Source organism: Alicyclobacillus sp. ALC3, assembly GCF_028751195.1.
Classification (GTDB): domain Bacteria; phylum Bacillota; class Bacilli; order Alicyclobacillales; family Alicyclobacillaceae; genus Alicyclobacillus_L.
In genome coordinates this window covers 2,705,316-2,724,789 of record NZ_CP066784.1, presented here as the reverse complement: position 1 = coordinate 2,724,789, position 19,474 = coordinate 2,705,316, and the positions used below count along the sequence as shown (strand labels likewise).

General features: G+C 59.1%; 8 protein-coding genes. 1 reads left to right on the top strand and 7 read right to left on the bottom strand.

Features of this window, described 5'->3' with window-relative positions:
• Nucleotides 1-367: 367 nt before the first annotated feature.
• The 6 genes from tnpC (JC200_RS12775) to JC200_RS12750 form a co-directional block, all read right to left on the bottom strand.
• Nucleotides 368-1,846 (bottom strand): IS66 family transposase, encoded by a 1,479-nt coding sequence (tnpC, locus tag JC200_RS12775; protein ID WP_274432014.1) that lies wholly within the window; start codon nucleotides 1,844-1,846, stop codon nucleotides 368-370.
• Complete coding sequence (locus JC200_RS12770) at nucleotides 1,836-2,699, bottom strand: Druantia anti-phage system protein DruA (protein ID WP_274432013.1); 864 nt, start codon at nucleotides 2,697-2,699, stop codon at nucleotides 1,836-1,838. Before JC200_RS12770 ends, tnpC (JC200_RS12775) begins: the two co-directional genes overlap by 11 nt.
• A 528-nt stretch (nucleotides 2,700-3,227) precedes the next feature.
• Complete coding sequence (locus JC200_RS12765; RefSeq protein WP_274432080.1) at nucleotides 3,228-7,985, bottom strand: beta strand repeat-containing protein; 4,758 nt, start codon at nucleotides 7,983-7,985, stop codon at nucleotides 3,228-3,230.
• Between the two features lie 449 nt (nucleotides 7,986-8,434).
• Nucleotides 8,435-9,913: an IS66 family transposase gene (gene tnpC, locus JC200_RS12760; protein WP_274432014.1), complete on the bottom strand. Its 1,479-nt coding sequence runs from the start codon at nucleotides 9,911-9,913 to the stop codon at nucleotides 8,435-8,437.
• A complete protein-coding gene (locus tag JC200_RS12755) occupies nucleotides 9,903-10,766 on the bottom strand; it encodes a Druantia anti-phage system protein DruA (protein ID WP_274432013.1) in 864 nt (287 codons plus the stop codon). The genes tnpC (JC200_RS12760) and JC200_RS12755 overlap by 11 nt, the downstream gene beginning before the upstream one ends.
• A 354-nt stretch (nucleotides 10,767-11,120) precedes the next feature.
• A complete protein-coding gene (locus tag JC200_RS12750; RefSeq protein ID WP_274432079.1) occupies nucleotides 11,121-15,872 on the bottom strand; it encodes a beta strand repeat-containing protein in 4,752 nt (1,583 codons plus the stop codon).
• A 1,125-nt stretch (nucleotides 15,873-16,997) separates the two neighbouring features.
• On the opposite strand from JC200_RS12750, the gene JC200_RS12745 reads away from it, so the two are divergent.
• On the top strand, nucleotides 16,998-17,570 hold the full coding sequence (locus JC200_RS12745) for a hypothetical protein (RefSeq protein WP_274432078.1): 573 nt from the start codon (nucleotides 16,998-17,000) through the stop codon (nucleotides 17,568-17,570).
• A gap of 317 nt (nucleotides 17,571-17,887) precedes the next feature.
• Here JC200_RS12745 and JC200_RS12740 read toward each other — a convergent pair whose 3' ends face one another.
• Nucleotides 17,888-19,345 carry a PTS fructose transporter subunit IIC gene (locus JC200_RS12740; protein WP_274432077.1) on the bottom strand — a complete coding sequence of 486 codons (1,458 nt, stop codon included), beginning with the start codon at nucleotides 19,343-19,345 and terminating at the stop codon, nucleotides 17,888-17,890.
• Nucleotides 19,346-19,474 lie beyond the last annotated feature (129 nt).

The window sequence follows — 19,474 nt, the reverse complement described above, 5'->3', positions numbered from 1 at the left end:
GTTTGCGACACCTGTGGCGCGAATCCGATATCGATGCGGTCTCGGCCCGGGGGCTTCGGGGGGCTTCGGGGGGCTTCACCGCCGGCGCTAGTGTCGTTTTTGTCGCTATTTAACCGTCCGAGTGCCGCGTAGCGACATTTTTTCCATTCGCGGGCGGCGCGAGGCCCCTTATCGGCCCCGTTTGCGACACCTGTGGCGCGAATCCGATATCGATGCGGTCTCGGCCCGGGGGCTTCGGCTGGCTTCGGCGGCCTGCACCGCCGGCGCTAGTGTCGTTTTTGGTTACTACTCAGGTACCCCGTCGCAAGGCACCCCAAAAGGGGGTGTTGAGGACACCCCTTGCGACAGACTTTTTGGGCTACTTTTGTCAGGTCCCTGCGAAGACCGGCTGGCCACGAAGGACCGAAACCAGGGAAGGAAGTAGAGGAAGGTTCTGTTTTAACAGGCTAGAGATAAGGCTGCGGAGTACGGAGAAGGTCTTACCGCCCTCCTGTGTACGAAAGAGCCCGGAGACCTTCTGTTTCACCTTGGTCATCCGAATGTCCCGTTCCGCCTGGTTGTTGTCAAAGGGCACGTTCGCATCCCAAAGGAAGCGAAGGATGGACTCCTTGTGCGACTCAAATCGCTGTCCTAAATTAGCGGCTTTGCTTTTGCACTTTCGTCCACGTGGTCCTGTTTTCGTCGGCACAGGATCCAGCGCCCATTCAGTTTTGCCTAGCTCAAGAATGGCATCGTAAGCCGTCTCAATCTCGGCAATGGTTTCATCAGCGAGCGGGAGACCCTTCTCCCGGGCGTCCCTAGTGAGCTTCCAAGCGCCTCGGAGCAATTCCTTCATCTGCTTAGCCCACTGATGTCCATCATTGTCCAGGATACCTTGACATTCGCGCAGGAGGTGAGCATTGCATAGCGCATGCTCAAATGAGTAGATGGGTCGGAAGTAGGCCGAGAGGCAGTCATGAACGACGACGCCCTTAAAGGTGTCCAGTATCCCCATGCCTTCAATCGCGCCGGTACCACGCTGTGGATAAGTGTCCATGAGCGTCCATTCTGGATTGGACACGACATGCAACCAATGTTGTTTGTTGACGATACGTACACCCGTTTCGTCGGTATGGAGCAGCGGCGCATTGCACAAGTTCTCCCGAATGACGGGGATGGCGCTTAACTCCACGGCACCCGCCATGCTCTCTAATTGGCTCAACAGGGTCGCTTCACTGGGCCGTTGTCCAGTTAGGTCGGCATAGAACTGTCCGATTCGGTCTAAAGGGAGCATATGATAGGCATTTAAATATGTGGTCCATGCTGCAAATCCATCCCCATACTGCACTGGAGCTTTGACGCCATCCGGGAAGCTGGCACGTTGCAATGTATTGCAGCAGGGACAGCGCTTTTCCTCGGCTTGGTGCTCTGTCACAACGAGACGAGGTGCGGGCAAGTCGAATACCTGACGTTTCACGAGGCCCTTCGTGGCTACCGTTTCCAACGATGCGGCACAGTTGGGACAGGCGTTAAGCTTGTGGACGATGACCTCATCGGGGGTCTTGCTCATGAGCAGAGTGTGCCCGCTATGCCCTTTGGGGCCGCCTCTCTTACCACCCGGCTGGCGTGAATTCGTTGGTTTACGAAATCCATCACTAGATGGAGGCTTACTGGAATTGCGGCTGTTCTGGTTCACTTGGCTCTCGAGGACCCTTACACGCTCTTTTAACTCGCGGATTTCAGCCGCCTGTTGCTCAACGATAGCTACGAGTCCTCGTACCAAATCAACAACCGCATCAGGTCCCTGTTCATATACTTGCAAAATGCATTCACGTTCCATTGCTTTAAATTCCAGTTCAAATTCCATTCGAAAGTACCTCCCTTGCATTGGGCACCAGGGCATACACATAAACATCCTTGCGTGTAACGCTCAAGGTATGGTGCGTGTCATTGCGGCTTCTCCCTTGCGTCTGGCCGACTTGAATCCAGTTAGCAGCCCGGTAGCACGTGCCACGGAATCGTTGCTGTTCGACAAACGTCTCCAGCAGGTGCACCGGATGACCATACTTGTCCATCCAGTCTCGGCAGATGCGACTGGCGATGCGGCTGAGGAGATGACTAGCCAGATTGGGAACGGTGACCCAAGGGAGGATGAGAAAGCGCATGTTGTTTGTCACAAGGGATAAGGAATTCCGACGAACACCCGGTGTCCAGCGAATCCACGCGTCGCGTGGCGCAACTTTCCAAGCAGCAGACCCAAAGAGCAGGCACGCTAATGGGCGTCCGTACCGGTCGTAGACAAGATACTTCATGTTTTCACCGACCGCGCCGCAGAATCCCAGGTAATGATATGCGGCGAGCAAATGTCGGAACAAAACTGATGATGCGGATGTCTTTACAATCTCGATTCGCAGCGGCAACAGATCTCGCAAGGGACCCGAAACGGGGGTAGTGTCATGGGCAACGGAACGAACGATTCTTGTCGCGTTTCCAACGCCGACGGCGCGAGGGGCTGGAAGTCGAATGTATTTCAGTCGCTCAAGTTTGAGCAACATGGTACGACAGGCCATGTCTTTTAGCTGGCCATTGCCGTTTGTCCAGTTCCAAGTCGCACACAGTTCGCGCGATAACCGAGTGCGATTCCAGTCAGGGTGACAATGGATGAGTTCACGTATCCATGCAATATCTTGTTCGGTAAGGTGGCGTCCTTGTATCTGCATACCACCATTCTACAAACAAAAGACCGCTGAGTCCAGCTATTTCTAGCCTGGACTCAGCGGGTACCTGAGTAGTAACCGTTTTTGTCGCTATTTAACCGTCCGAGTGCCGCGTAGCGACATTTTTTCCATTCGCGGGCGACTTGATCCCGCTCGCCTACCCGGTTAGCAACGCCTACGTCCTTATTCCGCCTCCGGACGATCCGTGGCGCCCGCGATAGTGTCGTTTTTGTCGCTATTCGCCGCCAAAGCCCCTCGCAGCGACATTTTTTCCATTCGCGGGCGGTGTGGATCTCCTCATCGGCCCCGCTAGCGACACCTGTGTCGTTAATCCGTCTTCAAGCGTCGTCCAGGTGGCCCAGCACCCACCGCCCCGTCCGCACGCGTCCCCCACAGTCAAAATGGGGCCACCGCAGTGGCCCCACCCATCTAGTCCTGTCTTTAGTTCATTCCGAACCGCACGAGTCCTGGCCTCGCAGCACCGCTCGTGGCCCGAGCCGTGTCGCCCTCGGGCGGCACATCCCTACACCCTCACTCCGCGCCCGGCAGCAAAAAACTCCAGACGTGCCCGTTCCACGTCGTCACAATTCCAAGCGACTGCAGCACCTGCTGCACATACCAAATCGGCATGTACGTCGTCAGCACACCATCCGACATGTCACGATGCGCCACCGTCGGCGCATGCAGCACCAGCACTCCGTTCACATACACCGGTGTGCCGTGGTTATTGAAGATGAGGTGCGGCGTCACACCCGCGAACGCCCCGCTGCTCGTGTTCACGGTCAGGTCCCACCGATTCAAGTTCCCATTCCACACGGCGTTCACGCCTGCCAACTTCAGCACGTTCTGCACGTACCAAATCGGCATATACGTCGTCTGGTTGTAGACCATCGACGGTGAGAGGCTGAACACCTGGCCATTCACTTCAATTACCCGGTCGTACGCTGGCAGCAACTTCGGCATCACGAACAGGTGGAAGGTCTTCGTCGCGACGTCACCGCTATTGTCCGTCACCCGCAGTGTGAACGTAGACATCCCCATCGTCTGCGGTGTGCCAAAGAGCATGCCGTTCGCCGCAATCATCAGGCCCCGCGGTAGCGTGCCCGACGCCAGCGACCAAGTGTATGTCCCATCGCCGCCCGAAGCCTCCAATGTCCCCGAATAGGCCGTGCCTGCTGTCGCGCCTGGCAGAGAGGCCGCGTCAATCGCCAGCGGCTGCGACTGTGGCGGTGTGACGGGCGGTGTCACGGGGGGCGTTACCGTCGTCGATCCCGCCTCAACCGTCAGCGTGTCGGTCGCCGTGGCCGTGTGGCCTGCCGAATCTCTCACTTCCACAGTAAACGTGTATGTTCCACTCGCTGTCGGCGTCCCTTGCACCACGCCGTCCGAGTTCAGCACCAGCCCAGAGGGTAGCGGCCCGCCGACAAGAGACCACGTGTAAGCCGGTTTCCCGCCGTTGGCAATCAGCGTCTGTTCGTACAGCGATCCCTCCGTCGCGGCGCCAAGCGTGATACTCTGCACGGTCAGCGGCGATACCGCCTGCTCAATCACCCACGTCGCAGACTCCAGCCGCGTCGCGCCAAGCGAGTCAGTCACCCGCACAGTGAACGCATACGTCCCAACAGCATTGGACTGACCCGAGAGCACGCCGTCTGAGGTGAGCGTATAGCCAAGCGGCAGCGTGCCGCTGGCCAGCGACCACGTGTAGGGGCCTTGTCCCCCCGTTTCCGTGAAGGTGAAGGTGTCCGGCCATCCGGACAGAACCGTCTGCCGGACCGGACTCAGCGCCCCCAGCGACGGCACAACCACGAGCGGGTACGTAATGGAATCGGCAAGGTCCAGACTGTTCGTCACCGTGACAGTTACCGGGTACTGTCCCGGACCTGACGTGGAACCTGTGATGCGACCTGTGGCAGTGTTTATCGTGAGTCCGCTCGGCAAACCGGCTGCAGTGAACAAGTTGCCGCCGGTGCCGCCAGACACAGACGGTTGGTCGTTGTACGACTGGCCCACTTCAGCAGGTGTGTACGCCTGCTTGTCCAGGGTCGGATACATCGATTGCAGGTACGGCAATCCGCCGTTAATCACACCACTCGCGTCAAGTGCCCATGTGGCGGAGCTAAAGCCGTGATGGAACAGGAATGTAGGGCTCATCAAATTCGTGGCAGAGACCGCTAGGGAAGTGTCGCTTGCCCCGGTGCCTGTGACGGCGGCTGCGTCGCCCGATGGATAAAATGAGTGAACGACCTGTCCCGCTTGCATCTGCCCGACCAGGCCATGCGTGGAGCCGCTCAACGTGACCCAGGCGTAGGTGCCGGAGATGACGCCGCCCGCCAGTTCCCCGACCAGACCGGCGGTGCTGCTGTCTGCGGCCGACACAGCCACACGCCCGACAGCGTAGGAGTCGGTGATGGTGCCACCTTGCATCCAGCCGACGAACGCCGCATTCGCGCCCGCGCTGGCGAAGACGTGTTCATCGGCAAAGGACGAGTTGATGTCCGCTGAAGTACCGACTTGTCCGATCAGACCACCGGCATCATTGTAGGCGGTGATGCCAGAGGTATCTGTCAGAGTCACCGTTCCGGTGGCGTATGAATCGGAGACACTCCCGTCCTGCAGATAGCCCGTGAGACCGCCAGCATCGCCCCTGCCAGACAGGCTGACTGCACCTTTGAAATATGAACCTGACACGCTTCCGTGAATTACTTCGCCGACGAGACCCCCCGCAGTATCGCCCGAAACCGTGGTAACCGCTCCAGTGGCAGAAGAATTCGAAATGGTTCCCGAGGACCCATAACCAACCAGGCCACCTGCGTAGCCGCCGCTCACGCTGACGCTCGCGCGCGAATCCGAGATGGTCGCGTAACCCACGTACCCGATGAGGCCGCCGGCCATACTGAATTGAGGATTGCTCGGATACAGGTCCCCTGAGACGGTTCCGCTGGCAATGGTTCCCGAGTACATGGACCCGACGAACCCACCTGCATACTCCCCACCCGCCAAGGTTCCACTGACGTGGTCGCCTGTGAAGTTTGCGCTGGAATCCACGTCCCCGACCAGACCACCACCATACGCCTGTTGAGCGAGCGTCATCGTCCCACTCCACTGGCTATCCGTGATGGTGCCGGCCTCCACGAAAGCGACCAGACCACCAGCGATGATGTTCGTTTGGGGAACCTGGGTAGCGGAGTCTGACACAATGTTCACAGTGGAGGATGACTTGGAGATGGTCCCAGAGCCGAGATAGCCGATGAGGCCGCCTGCGTCATACAATCCCGAGATGCTGCCGCTCGCGTGGTCGTTTGTGAAGGTCACAGACTGAAATGCCTCTCCCGCCACAAGCCCGACCACACTGTTCGATATGAGCGACGTGCCCGCGGCGGACAAATTCCCCTCGATGGTCAGCCCGGACACCAGCGCACCGTTGCCGATGACGCCGAAAAAGCCTGCGGTCTCGTAGGTTGGAGACAGTACAGCGACACCGGTCACCTGCTGTTCGATCGACATCCCCGTGATGCCGTAGCCGTTTCCATCGAAGCTGCCGACGAAAGGAGTGTTGGAGTCGCCGAGCGGGATCCAGTTGTTGGTGCTGCCAGCCGGCGCCGCAATGTTGTTCATCAGCTCAATGGAATCGCCAAGAAACTGGCTCTGGTTTTGGTCAATCGCCTGCAAATCCGTCCAACTCGACACCTCGATCACGCCCGTTGACGTGGCCCCCAGCACGTCGAGGGTGTAGGTGTGTGTCACTGTGCCAAAGTCGCCGCTCGCGGTCACGGTTACCGGATATACGCCGGATGCCGACGTTTGACCCACGATGAGTCCGTCCGAGGTCAAGGTCAGTCCGCTCGGCAACCCCTGCGCTGACCAGTCCGTCACGATGCCTTGAGTGACGGGCACGGCCTGCTCCACTGGCTGATTCTCCACAGCCATGATTAAATCTGGGCCACCAAGCATCGGGGCCAAAGCAGCCAAATAGGGCATGCCTCCGTTCGTCACGCCAGTTGGATCGATCGCCCACGTTGACGTGAAGTCAAAGCCGCCGAACGACGCGGCGGTGGTCAATTCAGACGCAGTGAGGCCAGTTGCGCCGCCATTCGTGACGGTCGCAGTAACTGGCCCGAAGTAGTCATTGGACGCCACAGTTAGCGACACTAGACCGCCAAACGAATTACCGGATGGGACTGTGCTATCTGCCGTGTACGAGTCGGTAATCGAACCAAGGAAAGTGCGTCCGACGAAGCCGCCAACCTGACTTTGCCCTGCGACCGTTCCTACCGAGTAGTCGTTCTCTACCGTTCCCTGATTCAATTGTCCAACCAGACCGCCGACGGTGCCCACACCAGACACGGTCGCAGACGCAAACGACCCGGACACGGTGCCACCGTTGATGCCAACGAGGCCGCCTGCGATTTGGGCAGTGCCCGCCCCAACGTCACCGACCGCGTATGAGGACTCAATGGCACCGGAATGTTGGACTATCCCCACCAGGCCCCCAACGACCCCTCCTAACACACTGACTGACCCCAGCGCATACGAATCCGAAATTGTGCCAGATGTAAGTACACTCACTAAACCGCCGGCTACGCTGACGCTGCCGGCTAATGATTCCGTCAAGTTCACATTCGCATGCGAATCCGTGATGGTTCCACCCAGCACTTCGCCAATCAGTCCGCCAGCGCGGGAACCGTACGATACTTCGATTGTTCCTGACGCCGAGTCGTTGACGAATGTCGCGCCCGATACGACACCCGCGAGGAGACCGTATGCTTCCGGTTGAGCTCCCGATGGCCCGGTGACAGTTCCGCTGACATTGACGTTCTCCACGACGCCACCCGTAGAGACTTCGCCGAAAAATCCGTTTTGCTGCACGGGTGTTTGTGGCGGTACTACGGTCAGTCCGTCAATCATGTGCCCCTGCCCATCAAACGTCCCGACGAACGGATTGCCAGTTTGCCCCAACGGTGCCCATACACCGGACAGCGACATGTCCGCCGTCAATTCGATGTTGGCGTGCAGATAGTCCACTGTCGATCCCGTTGCAATCGCCCCGGTTTGGTGGTTGTCGATGTACCACAGGTTGGCGGGGCTTGACACAACCACCCACTCACTGCCGTTTCGGCCTGCCACAACGTTCGGTTGCACCTCTTGTGGTGTCACCGACGGCATCGTGCCCGCCGCAGCCTGCGGTGGGGCGAAACCCATGGCGGCGCCGAGCGTGATCATCACAGCGGTCGTCGCATTGAGCGCCCGCCGCCCGTTCCCCAATGTTTTCTCTCTTTTTTGGCGCAACTTTGTTGCTCCTCTCTCGTGTACGCCGTAGCTGGCGCGAAGGCACCCTGTCGCCCGCCCGCACAACCCGTATGCGATATTGAGTATTATATCAACCTGCGAATTCGCTAGGGAGTATCCCGGACGGCTCTATGGAAGATTTTCAAACCCCGGTAGCGACACATGTGTCGCTATTCGCCCTCCAGACTGGCCGCGACGCCGGCGATAGTGTCGTTTTTGTCGCTATTCGCCGGCCGAGCGCCGCGTAGCGACATTTTTTCCATTCGCGGGCGTCGCGAGGCCCCTCACCTATCCCGTTAGCGACGCCAGTGGCGCTAATCGCCCTCCAGACGGTCCGCGGCGCCCCCGATAGTGTCGTTTTTGGTTACTACTCAGGTACCCCGTCGCAAGGCACCCCAAAAGGGGGTGTTGAGGACACCCCTTGCGACAGACTTTTTGGGCTACTTTTGTCAGGTCCCTGCGAAGACCGGCTGGCCACGAAGGACCGAAACCAGGGAAGGAAGTAGAGGAAGGTTCTGTTTTAACAGGCTAGAGATAAGGCTGCGGAGTACGGAGAAGGTCTTACCGCCCTCCTGTGTACGAAAGAGCCCGGAGACCTTCTGTTTCACCTTGGTCATCCGAATGTCCCGTTCCGCCTGGTTGTTGTCAAAGGGCACGTTCGCATCCCAAAGGAAGCGAAGGATGGACTCCTTGTGCGACTCAAATCGCTGTCCTAAATTAGCGGCTTTGCTTTTGCACTTTCGTCCACGTGGTCCTGTTTTCGTCGGCACAGGATCCAGCGCCCATTCAGTTTTGCCTAGCTCAAGAATGGCATCGTAAGCCGTCTCAATCTCGGCAATGGTTTCATCAGCGAGCGGGAGACCCTTCTCCCGGGCGTCCCTAGTGAGCTTCCAAGCGCCTCGGAGCAATTCCTTCATCTGCTTAGCCCACTGATGTCCATCATTGTCCAGGATACCTTGACATTCGCGCAGGAGGTGAGCATTGCATAGCGCATGCTCAAATGAGTAGATGGGTCGGAAGTAGGCCGAGAGGCAGTCATGAACGACGACGCCCTTAAAGGTGTCCAGTATCCCCATGCCTTCAATCGCGCCGGTACCACGCTGTGGATAAGTGTCCATGAGCGTCCATTCTGGATTGGACACGACATGCAACCAATGTTGTTTGTTGACGATACGTACACCCGTTTCGTCGGTATGGAGCAGCGGCGCATTGCACAAGTTCTCCCGAATGACGGGGATGGCGCTTAACTCCACGGCACCCGCCATGCTCTCTAATTGGCTCAACAGGGTCGCTTCACTGGGCCGTTGTCCAGTTAGGTCGGCATAGAACTGTCCGATTCGGTCTAAAGGGAGCATATGATAGGCATTTAAATATGTGGTCCATGCTGCAAATCCATCCCCATACTGCACTGGAGCTTTGACGCCATCCGGGAAGCTGGCACGTTGCAATGTATTGCAGCAGGGACAGCGCTTTTCCTCGGCTTGGTGCTCTGTCACAACGAGACGAGGTGCGGGCAAGTCGAATACCTGACGTTTCACGAGGCCCTTCGTGGCTACCGTTTCCAACGATGCGGCACAGTTGGGACAGGCGTTAAGCTTGTGGACGATGACCTCATCGGGGGTCTTGCTCATGAGCAGAGTGTGCCCGCTATGCCCTTTGGGGCCGCCTCTCTTACCACCCGGCTGGCGTGAATTCGTTGGTTTACGAAATCCATCACTAGATGGAGGCTTACTGGAATTGCGGCTGTTCTGGTTCACTTGGCTCTCGAGGACCCTTACACGCTCTTTTAACTCGCGGATTTCAGCCGCCTGTTGCTCAACGATAGCTACGAGTCCTCGTACCAAATCAACAACCGCATCAGGTCCCTGTTCATATACTTGCAAAATGCATTCACGTTCCATTGCTTTAAATTCCAGTTCAAATTCCATTCGAAAGTACCTCCCTTGCATTGGGCACCAGGGCATACACATAAACATCCTTGCGTGTAACGCTCAAGGTATGGTGCGTGTCATTGCGGCTTCTCCCTTGCGTCTGGCCGACTTGAATCCAGTTAGCAGCCCGGTAGCACGTGCCACGGAATCGTTGCTGTTCGACAAACGTCTCCAGCAGGTGCACCGGATGACCATACTTGTCCATCCAGTCTCGGCAGATGCGACTGGCGATGCGGCTGAGGAGATGACTAGCCAGATTGGGAACGGTGACCCAAGGGAGGATGAGAAAGCGCATGTTGTTTGTCACAAGGGATAAGGAATTCCGACGAACACCCGGTGTCCAGCGAATCCACGCGTCGCGTGGCGCAACTTTCCAAGCAGCAGACCCAAAGAGCAGGCACGCTAATGGGCGTCCGTACCGGTCGTAGACAAGATACTTCATGTTTTCACCGACCGCGCCGCAGAATCCCAGGTAATGATATGCGGCGAGCAAATGTCGGAACAAAACTGATGATGCGGATGTCTTTACAATCTCGATTCGCAGCGGCAACAGATCTCGCAAGGGACCCGAAACGGGGGTAGTGTCATGGGCAACGGAACGAACGATTCTTGTCGCGTTTCCAACGCCGACGGCGCGAGGGGCTGGAAGTCGAATGTATTTCAGTCGCTCAAGTTTGAGCAACATGGTACGACAGGCCATGTCTTTTAGCTGGCCATTGCCGTTTGTCCAGTTCCAAGTCGCACACAGTTCGCGCGATAACCGAGTGCGATTCCAGTCAGGGTGACAATGGATGAGTTCACGTATCCATGCAATATCTTGTTCGGTAAGGTGGCGTCCTTGTATCTGCATACCACCATTCTACAAACAAAAGACCGCTGAGTCCAGCTATTTCTAGCCTGGACTCAGCGGGTACCTGAGTAGTAACCGTTTTTGTCACTATTCGCCCGTGCGAGCGCCGCGTAGCGACATTTTTTCCATTCGCGGGCGGCGCGAGGCCCCTCGCCACCCCCTTTAGCGACGCCAGTGGCGCTAAGCTGCCCCCACAGTCAAAATGGGGCCACCGCAGTGGCCCCACCCTTCTCGTCCTGTCTTTGGTTTTATCCTTGCCCTATGCCCGGATGACACGGCCACCGTCCCCAGTCGCCCTCACTTCATCCCAGACGGCCCACCGTCCTCGGTCGCCTCGGCACATCATTCCCGCCCTCACTCCACGGCAGGCAACAGGAAGTTCCAGACGTGCCCATTCCACGTCGTCGTGATTCCGAGCGACTTCAGCACCTGCTGCACATACCAAATCGGCATGTATGTCGTCATTACACCATCCGACAGATCACGGTGCGCCACCGTCGGCGCATGCAGCACCAACACTCCGTTCACATACACCGGTGTGCCGTGGTTGTTGAAGATGAGGTGCGGCGTCACACCCGCGAACGCTCCGCTGCTTGTGTTCACCGTCAGGTCCCACCGATTCAAGTTCCCATTCCACACGGCGTTCACGCCTGCCGATTGCAGCACGTTCTGTACGTACCAAATCGGCATATACGTTGTCTGGTTGTACACCATCGACGGCGAGAGGCTGAACGCTTGGCCGTTCACTTCAATCACCCGATCGTACGCAGGCAACAACTGCGGCATCACAAACAGGTGGAAGGTCTTCGTCGCGACGTCACCGCTCTTGTCCGTCACCCGCAGTGTGAATGTCGACATCCCCATTGACTGCGGCGTGCCAAAGAGTGTGCCGTTCGCCGCAATCATAAGACCCCGCGGCAGCGTGCCGGACGCCAGCGACCAAGTGTATGTGCCATTGCCATCGCCGCCAGAAGCCGCCAATGTTCCAGAGTAGGCCGTGCCCGCCGTGGCGCCTGGCAGTGTGCTCGCGCCAATCCCCAGCGGCTGCGACTGTGGTGGTGTGACGGGCGGTGTCACGGGTGGTGTCACCGGCGTCGACCCCGCCTCAACCGTCAGCGTGTCGGTCGCCGTGGCCGTGTGGCCTGCAGTATCTCTCACTGACACCGTAAACGTGTATGTTCCACTTGCTGTCGGCGTCCCTTGCACGACGCCGTCCGAGTTCAGCACCACCCCCGCAGGCAACGAACCGCCGACAAGTGACCACGTGTAGGCCGGTTTGCCGCCGTTGGCAATCAGCGTCTGCTCGTATAGCGAACCTTGTGTCCCATTACCGAGCATGATGCTCTGCACGGTCAGGGGCGATACCGCCTGCTCAATCACCCACGTCGCAGACTCCAGCCGCGTCGCGCCAAGCCCATCTGTCACGCGCACGGTAAAGGCATACGTCCCGACAGCATTGGACTGGCCCGAAAGGACGCCGTCTGGTGAGAGCGTATAGCCAGGCGGCAGCGTGCCGCTGGCCAGTGACCACGTATACGGGCCGTAACCACCCATCTCCGTGAAGGTGAAGGTGTCCGGCCAACCCGCCAGTACCGTCTGCCGGACCGAACTCAGCGGTGACAGCGCCGGTGCGACATCGAGCGTGAAGCTACGTGACTCCGTCGCATAGCCATCTGACACCGTCGCCGTGAACGTGAAGGTGCCAGGCCCAGTCGGATTGCCGCTCAACACACCGCTAGACGACAGCGACAGACCGTCCGTCTGCGCCGACGTCGTGCCGCTCGCCAGTGCCCAGGTGTAACTCCCTGACCCACCCGATGCGCTCAACGACTGCTGATAGGCGAAGCCCGCCTCTCCTTCGGGCAGCGCTGACGTCGTCTTCAGGACCAATGCCGGCAACACATCCAAGGACACAGTCGCGGAGCCGAGAATGCCAAGACTCGAATCAGCATCGACCGTCGCCGAGTACTGCCCTGTCGTAGCCACCGTGCCCGTCCAGGTACCGCTCGGCGTGAGTCCAAGCCCGTCCAAAGATGTCGGACTCATCGACCAGGTGTACGTGCCACCAACACCCCCGCCGCCGACAGCGCCACCTGTGGCGCTCGGCGTCCAGGGCAGACCGCTCACGGTTCCGGACGATGGCAACTCGATGGTGGTCGATGACGGCACCGTAACCACCACCGGGCTCGCAACGTCGAGTGTCAACACCCGCGTGTCGCTGAGGTCGAGGCTGTCCGTCACAGTCGCCGTGACCGTGTAGGCGCCCGCCGTCGTCGCAGCTCCAGAGATGGCGCCAGTGGCGGGATCGACGGTAAGTCCAGAAGGCAAGCCGGTGACACTCCACGTGTCACGACCGGATCCGCCTGAAGCAGTGAGCGACGCCGAGTAGGCCGCGCCGGACACAGCCATACCGAGCGACGTCGTGGCAAGTATCGGGTACAGAGCTTGCAGATACGGCATGCCGTTGTCAATCACACCGCTCGGGTCCATCGCCCAGGTGCCGGTAAAGTCAAAGCCGACAAACGACGACTGCACCGTCATCTGCGCGGAGGTCAGTGCGCCGAACGATCCGGACGCAGGGCCACTCGCAAACAGTGTCCCGCCGGAGACCTGCGCACCGTTGACCTCGCCACCTGCGTAGGTGTCCGTGACCATGCCTGCGGCCGAGCCGCCGATGCCACCCACAAATGCCGTACCCTGATTGGGTGATCCGTAAGTACTGCCACTGACCCGACCGCTCGCATAGGAAGCGGACAGTGCCCCGCTCTGCATCTCACCGACCAAGCCGCCCGCATACGCGTTACCGTAGTTGCTTCCTCCGGCGGCACTCCCACCCACCGTGCCGGTCATATAGGAAGATACCAGTGTCCCGCTCTGCATCTGACCCACCAAACCGCCCGCATAGGCGTCACCGTGATTGCTTCCCCCGTCCGTACTCGCACCCACTGTGGCGCTCACATAGGACGTGGACAGAGTTCCATTCTGCACCTCACCCACCAAACCACCCACATAGGCATTACCGTAGTTGCCTCCTCCGATGGCACTTCCCTCCACTGTGCCATTCACATAGGAAGTGGACAGTGTCCCACTCTGCATCTGACCCACCAAGCCGCCAACATAGGCGTCACTCCCGTAGGTAGAAATATTGACCTGACCGTTCACATGCGCGTTGGTGATGCGCCCGCCTTCCATCTGCGCGACTAGGCCACCTGCGTAGAGGGATTCGAAGTTAGCAAACGGAGTCACACTGTCCACAACCCCCAGGTTCTCAATCGTGCCGCTCAGGACGCCAACGAAACCCGCATCCTGAAAACCGCCAGAGACGGAGATGCCCGACACCGTGTATCCCTGTCCGTTGAAAGTGCCGACGAAGGGAGCCGCGCTGGTGCCAAGCGGCGTCCAATTCGATGTCGATCCCGACGGCGCCGCGATATTGTTCATCAACTCGATGGTCGACCCGAGGAACAGGCTCTGGTATTGGTCAATCGCCTGCAAATCCGTCCAATTCGACACCTCGATGGCCCCCGTTGACGAAGTTGTCAGCACGTCGAGGGTATAGGTGTGTGTCACTGTGCCAAAGTCGCCGCTCGCGGTCACGGTCACCGGATAAACACCGGAAGCGGGCGCGTGACCCACAATGAGTCCGTCCGAGGTCAAGGTCAGCCCGCTCGGCAACCCCTGCGCAGACCAGCCCGTTACGATGCCCTGAATGACGGGCACGGCCTGCGCCACTGGCTGGTTCTCCATAGACATGATGACATCGGGGCCACCAAGTATCGGGGCCATGGCGGTAAAGTAGGGCATGCCACCGTTCGTCACGCCGCTGGGGTCAGTCGTCCACGTCCACGTGAAGTCGAAGCCTCTAAACGCCGCGGCAGTGGTCAACTCAGAAGCAGTGAGGCCAGTTGCGCCGCCATTCGTGACGGTCGCAGACACCGGGCCAAAGTAGTCACTGAACTCCACAGTTTGCGACAATAGACCGGCAAACGCATGGCCGGAAGGAGTTGTGCTATCTGTCGTGTACGAGTCTGTAATCCAACCACCCATGGAGTCTCCAACGAAGCCGCCAACCTGGCCTTGCCCTGCGACCGTCCCCACCGAGTAGTCGTTCTCTGCCGTGCCCTGATTCGATTTTCCAGCCAAGCCACCGACAGTGTCCACACCAGACACGGTCGCAGACGCAAACGACCCGTACACGTTGCCACCGTTGATGCCAACGAGGCCGCCTGCAATTTGCGCAGTGCCCGCCCCAACGTCACCGACCGCGTATGAGGACTGAATGGATCCGAAGTGTTGGACAAACCCGACCAAGCCCCCAACGACTCCGCTGAACGCACTAGTTGACCCGAGCGCGTACGAATCCGAAATGGTACCTGATGAAAGCAACCCCACTAAACCGCCGGCCACGCCGCCGGTGAATGAGTCCGTCAAGTTCACGGTCGCATGCGAATCCGTGATGGTTCCACCCAGCACTTCGCCAACCAGTCCGCCAGCGTACGCGCCCATTACGCCGTCGATAGTTCCTGACGCTGCGTCGTTGACGAAGGTCGCGCCGGATACGACACCAGCGAGGAGCCCATATACTTCCGGTTGTGATGCAGATTGCGCAGTCATCGTTCCGCTGACATTGACGTTCTCCACGACGCCACCCGTAGAGACTTCGCCGAAAAATCCGTTTTGCTGCACGGGTGTTTGTGGCGGGACTACGGTCAGTCCGTCAATCATGTGCCCCTGCCCATCAAACGTCCCGACGAACGGATTGCCAGTTTGTCCAATCGGCGCCCACACCCCTGACAGCGACATGTCCGCCGTCAATTGGATGTTGGCATGCAGGTAATCCACCGTCGATCCCGATGCAATCGCCCCGGTTTGGTGGTTGTCGATGTACCACAGATTGGCGGGGCTTGACACGACCACCCATTCACTGCCGTTTCGCGCCGTCACAACGTTCGGCTGCACCTGTTGTGGTGTCACCGACGGCACCGTACCCGCCACTGCCTGCGGTGGGGTGAAACTCATGGCGGTGCCGAGCGTGATCATCACAGCGGTTGTCGCGTTCAGCGCCCGCCGCCCTCTCCCCAATGGTTTCTCTCTCTTTTGGCGCAACTTTGTTGCTCCTCTCTTGTGTACGCCGTAGTTCGCGCGAAGGCACACTGTCGCCCGCCCGCACAACCCGTATGCGATATTGAGTATTATACCAACCTGCTACTTCGCTAGGGAGTATCTCGGGCTACTTTTCGGGCGACTACTTTCGGGCGATTCTATGGAAGATTTTCAAACCTCGGGGGGGAGGGGCGACGGCGACGGCGTGGGGCGCGCTGGCAGCACAGCGGATTTTAGTTGTCAAAATGACCTGTATTCACGGACTCCCTTCGCTGGAGTTGTCAAAATGACAACTCCCTCCAAGCCGCAGCTTTCTCTAGGTAGCAAAATGACACTCCCTCCCGATTAATCGATATCTCCCGCATGCTCACTCATTCACAGGTAAGTGTCAAAATGACACCTAGAGCGCGGTGTCCTCACAGGTAAGTGTCAAATTGACACCTAGAGCGCGGTGTCCTCACAGGTAAGTGTCAAATTGACACCTAGAGCGCGGCGCCCTCACAGGTAAGTGTCAAATTGACACCTAGAGCGCGGCGCCCTCACAGGTAAGTGTCAAATTGACACCTAGAGCGCGGTGTCCTCACAGGTAAGTGTCAAATTGACACCTATCGACCCGGTTTGGCGGTCATCAGCGACATTTTCGACACTCAGCGCGACCTGGTGCGCTTGAATTTGGTCGATCAGCGACGCCTGCGTCGCTGACCTTTCATTTTCGCCTTGCGGGCGCCGCGTCAACGGTAAAAATGGCGCTAAGCGGAGCGCGGCAGACAGTCGGGCGGATTTTAGCTATCAAAATGACCTCTATCCACAGACTCCCTTCGCTGTAGTTGTCAAAATGACAACTACTCCAAGCTGCGGCTCTCTCTAGATAGCAAAATGACGCCAAGCGGGCCACGGCTGGCGACGACGCCCGGCAGGCACCCGCCACCCGGTGCGCCGACCACAGCGGATCACGCCGGATGCCTGCCGGATGCCAGTAGGCTTCTCTCGGATTGCACACGCCACCTAGGTTACGGGTCCGCGTGCAACGAAATCGGCCCCACATCAGGTCCTGGATCGACATCCTCCACGTGACCTGTCACCCCACTGACGACACAGGCATATGTTTGTTCCAAGGAGGAGTTTGTCTTGGTGTTCCTAGCGCTGTACGACGCCGGAGATTTCGGGTTGTTCCCGCAAACCAGAATCGCACAGGCATTTTCGGCACCAGCGATGAAGGAAATCGAGATCGTCCGCTTAGACTTGCAAAAGATACCTCAGCGCAAGCGATTTGAAGTGATCCGTGAAAACATTGATAAGACGGACTTCATCGCGTTGGGCGTGGGAACCTATACATTTATGCATGCTTGGGCACATTTCACAGGAATTTACGGTTTCGCAAAAAACCGTCCGATGCTGGTAGCCAATGAGGTCCCCCTTCACACCGGGTGGGAAGTAGAAATGACCGAAGGCCCAAATCCATTTTCACGTGTTCAATGGAGGATACACGGGCGCGATATCGGATTGTACTCTTTAGACAACGTTTTCGAGGTGATATGGACACTCCAGAAGACAATCCCGAGGAACTCGGTGCATTACCGGTTAGAAGGAGAGGTTGGACTCGTCGAAGAGGTTGCCCCAATGTACCGTTGGGATCCCGTAGTCGTAAATCGCAACCTTTTCAAGTGGATCGAAAGGTCGCTATGGTTGGCAGGCTTGTGACCCCACACGTCATGCGCTCGGTGGCGGCCTGACCGGGAAGGCGTGCGTCGACCGCAGGTGGTTGAGGCGGCTCGATGGGGGCCCGTGAGCGCAAGATGGCGGCCCGATGGGGGGCCCGTGAGCACCGGCTGGCGGCGATTAGCGACACTGGCGTCGCTGCGGCGCCACTGAGCCGGCGCGCCACTGAGCCAAGCCGAAAGCCCGACCCAACACCCGAAATGGAGAGGCCCCGCACAGGCCATGCGGGGCCTCCATCCACTGTATTCAGTCGACTGACACGCCGAGGCGCAGCCACACCCTAGGCTCTACGCCGAACCTTACGCCTCCGCCACAGTGGTGCGCGGCGAGGTAGCGGACGCGATGGGCTTCTTCAGCGCGGTCACAATCAGGCCGGCGACGACGGCGCCAATCAAAATCGCGATGAGGAACAGGAACCAGTGTCCAATCAGCGGGAAGACGAAGACGCCGCCGTGCGGAGCCGGGTTGGTGACGTGGAACATCATCGACAGCGCGCCGGTGATGGCCGAGCCGACCATGATGCTCGGGATGACGCGCAGCGGGTCGCGGGTCGCGAACGGGATCGCCCCCTCGGTAATAAAACACGCGCCGAGGATAACCGCGGCCTTGCCGGCGTCGCGTTCATCCTGGGAGTACTTGTTGCGGGCGATGAAGGTGGAGAACGCGAGTGCGAGCGGCGGGACCATGCCGGCGCCCATGACGGAGGCCATGATCATCTGCGCTTCCGGCGTGCCAGTCGGCAGCAGGCCGACAGCGAAGAAGTACGCGACTTTGTTGAACGGGCCGCCCATGTCGAACGCCATCATCAGGCCGAGGAGCGCGCCAAGGCCGATCGATCCAGTGGCGCCCATGCTCGTGAGACCAGCCGAAATGGCGTGCATCAGTGCCGCAATCGGATGGCCGAGGACGAAAATCATCAGCAGGCCGACGATGCCGACGGAAAAGACCGGGATGAGCAGGGCCGTCTTAACGCCTTCGAGCGATCGCGGCATTGGCAACGCCTTTTTCAGCCCGAGCGTCACATAACCCGCCAGAAAACCTGCGATGATGCCGCCGATGTAGCCGGCGCTCGCGTGCGGCTCGCCGTACATCGTGCCTTGCGTGCCGATCCAGCCGCCGACGAGGCCAGCGGCGAAGGCGGCGCGATCGCCGATGGACTCTGCGATGAAGGCCGCGAGAATCGGAACGAACAGCGCAAACGCCGACCCGCCGCCGATGTTGCTAAACGCCGCCGACAGCGGCTGTTTGCCGTTCAGGTCAATCGCGACCGACAGCGCGATGAAGATACCGCCTGCGATGACGAGCGGCAGCATCCGCGACACGCCGTTCATGAGGTGCCGGTAGACGGCGGGCTGGCCACCTCTGCGCGCCTGCTTCTGCGCTTCGATGCTCGCCATGTACTCGCCGGTCGCATCGCGGCCGCCGCCTGCTTGGCCTACGGGGACGCCGTATACAGGTGCAGCCTCTGCCTCTTCGATCAGCGACTTCGCATCTTTGATCGCGGCCGTCACCGACACCTGCAGCACTTTCTTGCCGACGAAGCGGTCGAGATCAACCTTTTTGTCCGCGGCGATGATGACTGCGTCAGCTGCCGCAATTTCCGCGTCGGTCAGCTTGTCTTCGGACCCGGCTGCGCCCTGCGTCTCGACGCGCATGTCGACGCCGAGTTCCTTGGCCGCCTGCTCGAGGCCCTCTTGCGCCATGAATGTGTGCGCGATGCCGGTCGGGCATGCGGTGATGGCGACGTACTTGCTCATAGGAAACCCTCCTATTGTACAAATCGATGAATCTAGAATGAAGTCCGAATGATCCCGGCGCTCAAAACGCCCGGAGGTGAATCTGGTGGCACGGTGCGGTCTGCGCCGCGGCGCCAGGCGCGGTGCGCG

Bases quoted from the DNA above. Each gene is read 5' to 3' on its own strand.
- JC200_RS12770 (WP_274432013.1), bottom strand. From the start codon at position 2,699: ATGCAGATACAAGGACGCCACCTTACCGAACAAGATATTGCATGGATA.
- tnpC (WP_274432014.1), bottom strand. From the start codon at position 9,913: ATGGAATTTGAACTGGAATTTAAAGCAATGGAACGTGAATGCATTTTG.
- tnpC (WP_274432014.1), bottom strand. From the start codon at position 1,846: ATGGAATTTGAACTGGAATTTAAAGCAATGGAACGTGAATGCATTTTG.
- JC200_RS12755 (WP_274432013.1), bottom strand. From the start codon at position 10,766: ATGCAGATACAAGGACGCCACCTTACCGAACAAGATATTGCATGGATA.
- JC200_RS12740 (WP_274432077.1), bottom strand. From the start codon at position 19,345: ATGAGCAAGTACGTCGCCATCACCGCATGCCCGACCGGCATCGCGCAC.